Consider the following 11,792-nt stretch of genomic DNA (forward strand, 5'->3'; position numbering starts at 1 on the left):
ATGAACGAGTCTTTTTTAGTCTATCACGAGCCCGTATTTCGCCCGCCATCAGAGGCGAATTCAGTCATCATTCAAGTTACTCATGGTTGTAAATGGAACAAGTGTCATTTTTGCGAAATGTACACAAGTAAAAGCTATTCGGTTAAACCACTGAGTACTATCAAAAAGGAAATATCTTTACTATCAGGGATGCATCCAGATACTAATCGCATCTTCATTGGCGATGGCGATTTATTTACGGTTGATTTCCCTGTTATACTCGAAACAATACAGCTCATTAAAGTTCATTTTTTAAAGGTGAAGCGCATTTCATGCTATGCTTCAACGCGCGAACTGAACAAGTTTGACAAGCTGCAATTAGCTCAACTTAAAGAAGCCGGCCTTGATTTATTATATATCGGCCTTGAATCAGGCGATAACGAAGTGCTTGCATTAGTCAACAAAGGAACAACAACCGAAGAACAGGCAGCTGCTTCCTTAAAAGCTAAAAGTGTTGGATTTAAGCTATCAGTTATGATACTTAATGGCCTGGGAGGACGCCAGCACACTTACAATCACGCTATCAATTCAGCGAAGTTATTAAACCAGATACAACCTGAACTACTGGCTATGTTGGTTATCTCCTTCCCCTATGGTTTTGAGCATTTTAAAAATCGTGTAAAAAACAACTTTGAACCATTATCTCAATTGGAAATGCTGAAAGAGATGCGTCTTCTATTACAACATCTTGAATTAAAAAGTACTGTTTTCAGAAGCGACCATGCATCTAATTACTTGGTATTTAAAGGTGGTTTAAATCGTGATAAAGATACATTCATTAATCAATTGGATCATATTATCGAACATACGATACATGTTCCGAAACCACATTTGAATGAAAGTAGATTTTTATAATCTACTTTTTCATTTTTAACACAACAGGCACCGAAAGAAAAGCCATAACACCAACTATTTTATACGTGACCTCCAGGCTGAGGTAGTCGCCCATCAAACCAACCAACATAACCATCACTGCTCCCACAAAAAAGGTTGTGGTCATAAACAGTGAATTAACAAAACTGTTATGTTTGGTTTTGTACTCATTAACGATAGCCAGGAAAACAGGTCCGGTAGCAAACAAAAACAAACCAGTGGCAATTAGCGCAATGATCTGAAGCCAGCCTGTAGAAAATAAAAACGAAAAGAATAATACAGGAGCTCCTATTGAGGCAATTAATAAGGTATTTCGCCGCCCAATCTTATCAGAGATGGTGCCGGCAAAAAACGTTCCGACCACACCAGCTCCTTGCAAAATAGCCAGAGCAATACCAGCAAACCAGGTCGACTCACCACGGCTGGTCAAAAATACTGGTAAATAAAAAGTCAATGCTGATTTCATGGCCGCCCTGAAGAATAGTATCAAGGCAATACTTCTGATAAGAGGAAAGAAACTTTTAAAAGTCTTCAAATAATCCATGCCTCCACTGGTATTCACATTTTCAGCAATGGAGATGTTTCGTAACCTTAGGTATAAAATACCAGACGCCAAAATACCAGTCGGAATAAAGTAAGTAACACCCTGAAGTCCCCACAGTTCAACAGCTCCCAAAACCGCAACCGGTCCGGCGGAACGCGCCAGCTCACCTCCAACCATGTAAAAACTCATGCCCATTCCAATCCGATTTCCAGACACCTTACGCATCATTACAGGTGAAGGCACATGAAAAAAGGTACTGCTAATACCACTCATCAGCACCAGGAATATTAAGGTCATTTTATTAGGCGCAACCGGAACCAGACTCATGGCTATGGCCGTAAGTGCCGGTGTAAAAATAACAAAATAGCGAGCCTTGGTACGCTCGGCCAACATACCCACTAATGGATTCAACAATGTAGGTAAGCGTTGCACCACTGAAAGAAAACCGGCAAAAGTCAGGCTGATGCCCATCGAATCGCGCAACAAAGGCAATAGTGGCGCTAAAAATGCCGTATAGATATCATGAAAGAAATGGGCGACTGCGATTAAACTGACTTTACCCAATTGAAATTTTCCTTCTTTACTCATAAATTGTGATTAATATTCTTTTGGGGACAAAAACAGGTAAAAAAAATCCTGAGCACAAACCCAGGATTCTTATTTAATTAAAATGGTAAGTCTTCTTCAGGACTTGCAGGTGGTATATCTGCTTCATTGAATGAAGGCGCTGGTGCATCTGGTGGCAATACAGCTTCTTCTTTTTCAATTCGCCAGGCTTCCAGGTTTGAGAAATAGTTCACACGACCATCTTTCTCCCATTTACGACCACGAATATTGAAGCTCACCTTAATTTTATCACCCACTTGAATTGGGTCCATTAAGTTACACCTGTCCTGTGTTAATTGAAATTTAATAAAATCGTTCCAATCCGAGTTACGTTCATTCACTACTTCAATAACAAACTCACGTTTTTTAAAACTGGCACTAATATCTTGAATATCGTCTTTAACGATTACATTTCCAGAAATTTCGAAATTCATACTACCTTATTATTCGTTTACTACTACTTTAATTATTTCATCACCCTGACGAATATCGTCAATTACATCAAGGCCTTCAACCACTTTACCAAAACAAGTATGCTGTCTGTCAAGGTGCTGCGTATTTTCGCGACCATGACAGATAAAAAACTGAGAACCACCTGTATTGCGTCCGGCATGTGCCATTGATAAAACACCTCGGTCGTGATACTGATTATCGCCATCTAACTCACAATCTATGCTATAACCCGGGCCTCCTGTTCCAGCACGCGGACTACTTTTATCTCTTGAATGAGGGCATCCTCCTTGAATCACAAAATCAGGAATGACACGGTGAAATGATAAACCATCGTAAAAGCCTTCTTTGGCAAGCTTTATAAAATTATCTACAGTATTAGGAGCATCGTTCTCGTAGAATTCAACCTTCATAATACCTTTTTCGGTATGAATTTCTGCTGTTTTCATAATCTATTGTTTACTTTCTTTTCTTCTCACTTCGTCAAGCAAAAGTACGATAAATAGTTGAAGCATCACAGCAGATATTTTGCTCATTTTAGTGAATTTCAAATAAGCTTCTTCCGTCGCATACTTTCATTCAAATTAATCTCATACTGGTTGTTCATTTTCGTACACCCCTTTGTTACGCCAGCGGTCAATATTAAAAGACCTCAAAGTCCGCTATAAATCCTTATTACCTCATTTTGTGTTTGTTATATTTTTTGGCATGTCGATTGAAGTATTGTCAGCGTTGTTAAATATTAAAAAACTATTGTCATGAGAACTTTAAGTAACCTAACAAGCGTAAAATCTATTTCAAGTGTATTATTTGTAATTTTAGTGATGTCTTTAAGCGTTTCTGCTCAACCAATGATGGACGAAGTAATCGACTATGAAAGACACTTGGAAGTTGAAAACTGGATGACTGATTTGGATTCTTTTAACAATGAAGAACCATCAATGGAGATTGAAGAGTGGATGAGCGATGTTAACAATTTTTACAGTGACGAAGTTGAAACGCTAGAGGTAGAAGAATGGATGACAAACCTAGATAATTTCTATACTGAAGAAGCTGATGTTATAGAAGTAGAAGCATGGATGACTGATCTTAAATCATTTAATATTGACGAAGAAACTCCATTAGAAGTTGAGCTTTGGATGACATCTTTAGATGAATTCAATAATACTTTTGATACTTACCTGTTGGCCGATGCTGATGAAGTAGCCATGGAAATTGAAGATTGGATGACCGATTTAAACGCTTTTAGCAAAGTAGACGCCAGCGAAATTGAAGGTGTTAAAACTATTGATATCGAATCGAATTGCCCTGTATTAATTGCATTGAAGTACTAGAAATAAAGTCATGACAACAACATATCTTCATGCCGGCTCTTGTCGGCATTTTTTATGCTTAAAAATACCGAATGGACTGAACACCTTTATTTTCTTCTTTCTTCGTTACTTTCTTGCGATTAAAACGCCTGTCACGGTTACGCTTAAGAAAGCTATTGCTATCAATTATCAGTGAAATCTCGTGACTACCAACGCCTAGCGAAGGCTCACTCCCAACCGAAAAATCATATGAATAACAAATGGCCAACGATTTTGAAACCTGTACATTTAATAAAGAGGCCAAAGTTTGATTGTTACGATAAGATGCTCCAACCCAAAATAAATTTTTATACATCATCTGAAGGTTCACATCAAAAGAATGATTGGCTGAAGTCCTTAATCGTGCTAAAAAAGAGGGCTTTAAAAACACATTTTTACTAACACCAAAAGCATAGCCCGAAGTGACATATGCTGTTCGATAGACCTCCAATACTGCACCATTCGTTTCATCCTGCGACAATTCTGTATTAAGTATCTGCGGCATCGATACTCCAAAGTAAAAATGAGGTGAATATACAAAGGCGCCTGCACCAAAATTTGGCTTCAAACTATTTTCAATATTCTGGGCAAAGCTTGGATCATTATCCTCAATCACTTCTAACGATGACATGCCAATATTAAAATGGCTTATTTTGGCACTCAAGCCTAGTGACAAAAACATATTATGATTAAGCCTTATTAAATAGCTATACACCGCTGTTAATTCACTATTTTGAACTGGTCCGTTCTGATAATGCAATACACTACCGCCCAGTGAAGCCATTCGTTTATTAAGTGGCGAATGCACATTAATCGCATAAGCTGTAGGAGCATCTTTGATACCCATCCACTGTTGGCGCGAAAGCACATTAACGCTAAACGAATTTCGAACACCAGCATAAGCCGGATTAATCATCAACTGACTATTCATGTATTGGGATGAAAGCATATCAGCCTGGGCGAAAACACCCACTGGCACCACTAACAAACTAAGCATCACCATTTTGATAAGTCGCCACCTGATATGTGTTTTATGTTTACTTGGCGACATATAGAAAACCGGTTAATTGATTATCAAACCCTTTAATGCTAATGATGTAATAATACGTGCCGGCAGCAACTAATTTTCCTTTGTTGTTACCCTTATTGGCAATACCATCCCAATCATTTTTATAATCATCATTCTGATATACCTGGCTTCCCCACGAATCGATAATGGTAATCTGTATTCCCTGATAAGTAGAAAAATCGGGCACATAAAAAGTATCATTAATACCATCTCCATTGGGTGAAAAGCCTTCTGGCAGGTAAAAATCAATATTCCCGCCATGACGAACATCGAACAAAATTTTGGCCTGGCTGCAGTCATTATCAATATCGCACACAATATATTCCAGAACGTCTTGCCCAACAAAGCGACGTTCAAACTCAACCTCCAGCTTATTATCCGAGTTTAATAAATAGCTTCCTTGCCTCAATTCACCAATAATGGTGATGGTTAAAGGTTCATCTCCATTAATAATATCATTGGCCAGCAAATCTACTTCAACTGGAGTTCCATGCAGGTAGGTAACCGTATCGTTAAGAGCTTCAGGCTTAAAGTCGACATTCTCTATTTCAACAAAAACACTTGCCTCATCGCAACTACCATCGACGTTACAAACTTTATATCTGAACTCATCACTTCCAAAAAACGAATGATCTGGTATAAAAGTAATGGTATTGTCAGACTCAATTACGGCCTTTCCATTTTCAGCGTCTACGGCAATTGATAAACTTTTAACGCCCTTCTCCAGGCCAAAATCGTTATTGAGCACAGGAATGTTAACCGACACATTCTCAAAACCTTTTATCAGGTCATCATACGCATAAACGGTTTCCTGCCCTTTTAACTGATGGATAAAAAAGGAGGACAATATAATTATGAAAGCATATTTCCGCATAAGGGGCACTTCTTCTGATTCTCTCAGCAATCAAAAATAACACTATTAGCCCTTTAAACAATAGCAATTGCTACCTCTTTAATTTAAGCCGTTTAATTGCCTTGTTGCGTTTATTTCTATTACGCTCAGAACAAGGTATTGAGGCTTTGGATTTATCTTTACAAATGCGATACTTACAAATCAACTGGTAGGCACTCCCATAGTCCAGCTGAGCACCTGTTAAGCCTAATTGATACTCCAGTCCCACCAGAAAATTATTTAGCTGAACACCAGCTGTTACACCAAGTCCCAGACTTTTACCAAATTGATGATCCATTGTTCGACGATAACTCACCAGCCCCCACAACGAAAGATTCGGATCGGGCGTTGGAAAAAAGCCTTTAACACTCATATCCAGTTTACTATCGACCAGCATATTTCGACGATACATTATAAGTGGCTCAAGAAAAATATCACGGTCTGCTATTTTAAAAGTTGTACCTCCATGAATATGGATATCTGATGTTAATGCCGGTTCATCTTCATGACTGTACATGGGGTTATTTTGCGGTAAAATGTTAGTCACCGAAAAACCAACATGATAATCATTGTATTTAAAAAGAATACCTGCATTGGAATTAAATCCCCAGCCACTTTCATTGGCTCCAGATAAAGTGGGATCTAATAATGCTCCATCGGTTAATTGTGTTTGATCAACAGAACTCTGCTCTGCATTTATTGACATACCAAAGGTCATAGATGCAGTTCGACGACGCTTTTTAGTAAACATCACCTCATACGACAAAGATGCCTGAAAACCCATCTCGGAATAAAAGCCATTTCTATCATTATAAAAATAAGCTCCCATACCTAAACTTTCAGTTAATGGTCCCTGATAACTTAACACCTGTGTCGTTGGTGCGTCATCCATACCAAACCACTGCTTTTGATAATAACCACTAAACTCGTAGCAGCCTTTATAAAAACCAGCTCCAGCCGGATTCATCAGGTACAAATCATATAGGTACTGATTCGTTATATAATATTTCTGCGCTTTTGCTGCCGAAAAAGCAGCAATCAATAAAAGCAATAGTAACAACTTCTTCATCTTATCACCTATCTCTTAAGCGTGATGTGCCCTTTCAATAACTTCCTGAGAGGTAATACTTCAATCACATACCAATAAGCATCTGATGGCACCGGCTTACCAATATACTCTCCGTTCCAACCGGGTTCTGAAGCCTTATACTCAATTAACAGCTTCCCAAAACGATCGTATATCTTTATGATTGAATCCGGGAATTTTTCCATTCCATCAATTTCCCACCTGTCATTAAATCCATCTTTATTTGGCGTAAAAAAATTTGGCACATCAATATCTACCATGGAATTTAACAACACTGTATCTGTTGCCATACAAGTATTCATATCGCGGACCTGTACAATGTAAGTTCCATTCTCCAGTTCTTTAAACAAACCTTCTTCCTGCCATGCCTCATCGTTAAGAGCATACTCATACGGTTCCGTTCCTCCTTCGGCTAAAACACCAATCTGACCATAAATCAAGGTATCAAGTCGGGCAATAACTGGCGTTTCGTTATACACCACTGTTGTTGTGTCGTGTAGCCAGAAACAGCCATCGAGAACACTTACCCAATATTCGCCAGGCTCCTTAACTGTATATGTCGGGAATCGACTGTCGTCGAACCAGCGATACTCAATAAAATCATACCCGGCTTCAAGCAATAAAGAATCGCCATTACATACAGCTGTATCAGGGCATAATTCATAATCAGGCGCTGGTAAAGCATGAACCATTCGAGTATCAAATCCCCAACAGTTGTTACTATCACGTACTTTCACAATATTAACTGTATCAGAGAAATTGGCATATGTATAACGACCAATATCACCATTGTGCCACTCGTAATAGTCAAAGCCATCATTGGCCTCAAGTTCAATAATATCAACCGGACAAATGGCTGTATCCGGCCCGATAGTTACATTAGGGATAGGATGCCAGTTAACACGTGCTGTTGCTTCACCCACACAACCTTTATCTGTTTCGGCAGAAAGCGTGTAAACACCTTTGGTAACCGTAATAGATGGTGTTGTCGCTCCATTTGACCATTGAAAGTTTGTTAAGCCCACCGGAGCAGTTAAAGTACCTAAGACGCCTGAACACTCGGTGACATCAGCCACAACAATATTTGGAAGTGGATTAGCCGCAATTAATACATCATCTTCGGCTGTACATCCATAAATATTCGTTACCTCAATACGATACGTATTACTGGTGGTCACCTGCAATGATGATTCGTTTAAGGCATCATCACCATTCCAGCGATAGGATGCGTAAGTTGGATCAGTCGTTAAGGTAATCACATCACCTTCACACATTTCGCGGTCCGCCCCCAGATCAACTTCAGGAACAGGCAGGGTATTAATTACAAGAGTATCTTCACTCTCGCAACCATTAGCATCTTCTATCAAAAGGCGATAAGAACCGGCTTCATTAGTATTCCAATCAGCATTTGCGACAAGGTGTACATCACCACCTGCGTTAACCTTATACCAATCATATGCATTAGCTGTTACGACAGGATTTGATAAAGTCACTGTTACATTTTCGCAGGTCTCAATTGGGTCGGGAAGATTAATTGCCGTTTTAGCAAATTCACCTATTGTTACATTATCAGTTGCTGAACAACCATATTCATCATAGGCAATCACCTCGTATGTCCCGGCTCTATCTACTTCTAACTGAGCTGTTGTATAATCGTTAAATCGACGCTCGCTGGTATTCCAAACTAAATAATCAAATGCACCATCGGCCTGAGTAAAATTATCCACTGATATAATTGTAGTAGCATCAGGACAGATATTAGCCGATGAGTTCAAAGCAACAGTTGGATTACCGTGCTCTGTTACAATAATCTCATTCGTTTTTGTACACCCCCCAATAGAAGCCTGTACCTCATATGTACCTGATGTTGCTACTCTAATTTCGGAACCAACTAAAGTATTATCTAGTGTTCCATTTACCGACCAGGCATAAGAATCGTAACCTGTTGTAACAGATATGGTCACTTCTTCTCCAGTACATAAATTTTGACTTAAACCTAATTGGGGAGCAGGTGCATTAACAAATGATACTTGTACATCATCTTCTACACGACATCCATCAACATCAATCGCTGACACGTAATAACGTCCACTATCATCTGGCCCGGCAGGACTAATTTCATACTCATACTCAGGTGTAGGCGTAGGTAAAGTATTTATCGCTCCAACACCATCCTTTTGGAAACGCCATTCATAGTTGCTATAATCGCTTCCCTGGTTGATCGTTAAGGTGATACCAGCACACTCTTCACGATCTGGCCCCAAATCAAAAGGTTTCGGCGGTAAGAAGTCAAAGTTAAACTCATCACGAGTGGCACAACCATTAGCATCAGTAATTTCTAACCAATAATCATCAGCTACATCAACAGCAAGGTCAGTTCCTGTTGAACCATCTGACCATAGATATGTAAAGCCTGCTCCTGTTAATGGAGCACTAATTGTAGTCACAGCCATTTCGCAACCTAATTGATCTGCTAAATCAAACACTGGCAAACCGTGAACTATAACAGAAAAATCTTGGGTCACCGGGCAGCCTTCAGCTCCCCAAACTGTTAATGAATAATTACCTGAACGCTGTGGTTCGATATAATTTTGTGTCTGGTCAGCATTTATCACTCTACCGTTTAACGACCATTCGAAACGTTCGATTCCGGTATTATCGGCCACGATGCGTTCGCCCATACACACCTCTGTTCTATCAAGATTAATAACAGGAAGTGCATGCGTATTTACTTGTTTTCTATCGGTATTCGAACAATTAAGCTCATCTGTTACAGTTAACCACACATCTTCTGTATCGCCTTCCGTTAATACCACAGAAGTGGAGTTACCCGTTGTACCGTCAAACCATTCGTATGTACCGAGTCCACTTGGAACAGTAAAGGTAATTGTTTCATCCGGACAAACTGTGGTATCGGCGCCCAATTCAAATTCTGGCAATAAAAACTCAACATAAATACTATCGGTTTGAATACAGCCTCCGAAGTTAACTTCTGCTTCTACCCAATAAGTACCTGATTGAGAAACTGCAAATGTAGGATTGGTCGACTGCACAACATTACCGGTATGCTCCGAGAACCAATTGTATGATTTCATGGTTTCTGAAGTACTTAATACTATTTGATTACCCTGACACTCTTGTGTAGGACCTTGCAAATGCAATTGACCATAGGATGAAAAATACCCATAACTGGTACTACCCTGGTTCTCATCAAGAACACTTAAATGGAATAAACCATTGGTATTTTCAATGGTATGAGGTGCACCTGTTGTAATATTCAATTGAATAACGCCACTGTACCATGTTTCCTCTGCAGCACCAGTGTCTGTTCCAACAACCTTCTCCCATGTAATTCCATCCAAATCATTTAACACATTACCACCCTGATCTCTAAAAATAAACGAATTAAGGTTTTTCTCCTGTGTCAATAATTGAACCCAAAATTCCAGTGTAAACGTTCGAACAAAACTTACTGAGCGGGAACCTGTACAATTTGTACTGGGTAATATGGCACTCCCCATTTCATTACCAGAACTATTCCATAGACTGGCTAATTGGTATGCATAAACTGGTTTATCCGAATCGATATAAAGCGCATTTCCATCAATATCTAATTCCAACTGCTCCCCTCTCGAAAGTCGTCTTACAAACTGGCGGGAATCATAGGTAACAGTTACATAAGTGTCATCCTGGGTTGCCAATACATAAACCTTATTAATGGTTCGCGTATCTGGATTAGTATTAACAGCAATATATTCTGTTCCAATCACCGAGGTTGGAATCAACTGATCACCAATAAGGTCATACGGACCATATCCTTGCCCCTGCCAGACACTGTCGTCACTTATAGTAATTGCAATGTCTTTATCGGAAGTGACATATGTACCAGCTAAAGATGAAGCCGGTGAAGAGTCATTTTGATTTTCGACACAATAGCTTTGCCCTCTATTCAAAGTAATCGTATAGGGTGTATTAGCAGCATGTCCTACAACCGCAACAGTTGGCACAATGGTAATCGTTGTATTATCTTCTGTTGCTACAATATCAACTTTTTCATCTGCAATCTGGTTGTGAGGTTTATTGCGATATGTATTTTGGGAAGGAACAAAAAACTCTGTACCAAGTCCATTATGTCCTTTTAGTGTAAACTTATCCGGATTAACACCATTAGCAACTTCATAATAGACTGTGATATCTGCATCAGAAGTAATAAGTATCCCCTTGTTATTTATTCTATCTGAAGGGCGGTTTTCAACTACATCTTTATCCAAATCAATGCGCTCCTGCGTGTTGGCATTTATTCTGACATTCTGAATTACTCTTCCGCCATCGGCTGGCATGCTAACAGTAACGTTTGCATCCGTATCTAATGCTGTTATTCGAAACACAATTGGTTCATCACCATGATCAACCGTTACTTCAGGTGCAACAAACCAAAACTCTCGTCCTACCTGAGAGTTTGCACTAAACACTAGTAAAAACAAACAATAGCATACAAATAAGCTCTTCTGCATGGCATTACATATTAGGTCATACAAATATTACTACGCATTCACAAAGACTGCATAAAACACTTTGAGCAACTGATTAACTCAACCCAACCCACAATTTCCAACTAGCTTACTCGTAATAATAGCTTTGGTAAAAGCTAATAAGTCATTTCCGTCCAACCCTTTACTTTAAGCTTTTTTATAATACTGCAATAGTACCTATAAGGTTGCAAAAAACATCAAATATTTAACTAAATTTTTTTTAAATACTGTGACCCTTCTGGTTATTACATATTTACAAACGCTAAATGCCTTTTAAAATTATAACACAAAAAATATGAGCGTTCTTGTTTCTAAATAAAAAAACGCTAATTTCGGTGCATTAAGTAA

Annotated in this window: 9 protein-coding genes; 2 read left to right on the plus strand and 7 right to left on the minus strand. The window is 39.0% G+C overall.

Annotated features, from left to right (window positions below):
• Positions 1-894, plus strand: a complete 894-nt coding sequence (locus J1N10_RS01760; protein ID WP_262324953.1) for a radical SAM protein — start codon at positions 1-3, stop codon at positions 892-894.
• Position 895: 1 nt separating this feature from the next.
• Here the strand turns inward: J1N10_RS01760 and J1N10_RS01765 are convergent, their stop codons facing one another.
• The 3 genes from J1N10_RS01765 to J1N10_RS01775 all read right to left on the minus strand — a co-directional run bounded on the left by J1N10_RS01765 (position 896) and on the right by J1N10_RS01775 (position 2,961).
• The gene (locus J1N10_RS01765; protein WP_262324954.1) at positions 896-2,044 is read right to left on the minus strand and encodes an MFS transporter; all 1,149 of its coding nucleotides are present in this window, start codon (positions 2,042-2,044) and stop codon (positions 896-898) included.
• Between the two features lie 77 nt (positions 2,045-2,121).
• A complete protein-coding gene (locus J1N10_RS01770) occupies positions 2,122-2,496 on the minus strand; it encodes a DUF3127 domain-containing protein (RefSeq protein ID WP_262324955.1) in 375 nt (124 codons plus the stop codon).
• A 9-nt stretch (positions 2,497-2,505) separates the two neighbouring features.
• Positions 2,506-2,961, minus strand: coding sequence for a peptidylprolyl isomerase (locus tag J1N10_RS01775; RefSeq protein ID WP_262324956.1), 456 nt, complete (start codon positions 2,959-2,961; stop codon positions 2,506-2,508).
• 309 nt (positions 2,962-3,270) lie between these two features.
• Here J1N10_RS01775 and J1N10_RS01780 point away from each other — a divergent pair, with 309 nt between their 5' ends.
• Positions 3,271-3,846 carry a hypothetical protein gene (locus J1N10_RS01780; RefSeq protein WP_262324957.1) on the plus strand — a complete coding sequence of 192 codons (576 nt, stop codon included), beginning with the start codon at positions 3,271-3,273 and terminating at the stop codon, positions 3,844-3,846.
• 58 nt (positions 3,847-3,904) lie between these two features.
• On the opposite strand, the gene J1N10_RS01785 is transcribed toward J1N10_RS01780, so the two are convergent.
• The 4 genes from J1N10_RS01785 to J1N10_RS01800 form a co-directional block, all read right to left on the minus strand.
• Positions 3,905-4,915 carry a PorP/SprF family type IX secretion system membrane protein gene (locus J1N10_RS01785; protein ID WP_262324958.1) on the minus strand — a complete coding sequence of 337 codons (1,011 nt, stop codon included), beginning with the start codon at positions 4,913-4,915 and terminating at the stop codon, positions 3,905-3,907.
• Positions 4,902-5,807, minus strand: a complete 906-nt coding sequence (locus tag J1N10_RS01790) for an Ig-like domain-containing protein (RefSeq protein WP_262324959.1) — start codon at positions 5,805-5,807, stop codon at positions 4,902-4,904. The genes J1N10_RS01785 and J1N10_RS01790 overlap by 14 nt, the downstream gene beginning before the upstream one ends.
• Positions 5,808-5,877: 70 nt before the next feature.
• Positions 5,878-6,894, minus strand: a complete 1,017-nt coding sequence (locus J1N10_RS01795; RefSeq protein WP_262324960.1) for a PorP/SprF family type IX secretion system membrane protein — start codon at positions 6,892-6,894, stop codon at positions 5,878-5,880.
• Between the two features lie 8 nt (positions 6,895-6,902).
• Positions 6,903-11,426: a T9SS type B sorting domain-containing protein gene (locus J1N10_RS01800; RefSeq protein ID WP_262324961.1), complete on the minus strand. Its 4,524-nt coding sequence runs from the start codon at positions 11,424-11,426 to the stop codon at positions 6,903-6,905.
• Between the last annotated feature and the right edge of the window lie 366 nt (positions 11,427-11,792).

Source organism: Carboxylicivirga litoralis, assembly GCF_025499605.1.
Taxonomy (GTDB): Bacteria; Bacteroidota; Bacteroidia; order Bacteroidales; family Marinilabiliaceae; genus Carboxylicivirga; species Carboxylicivirga litoralis.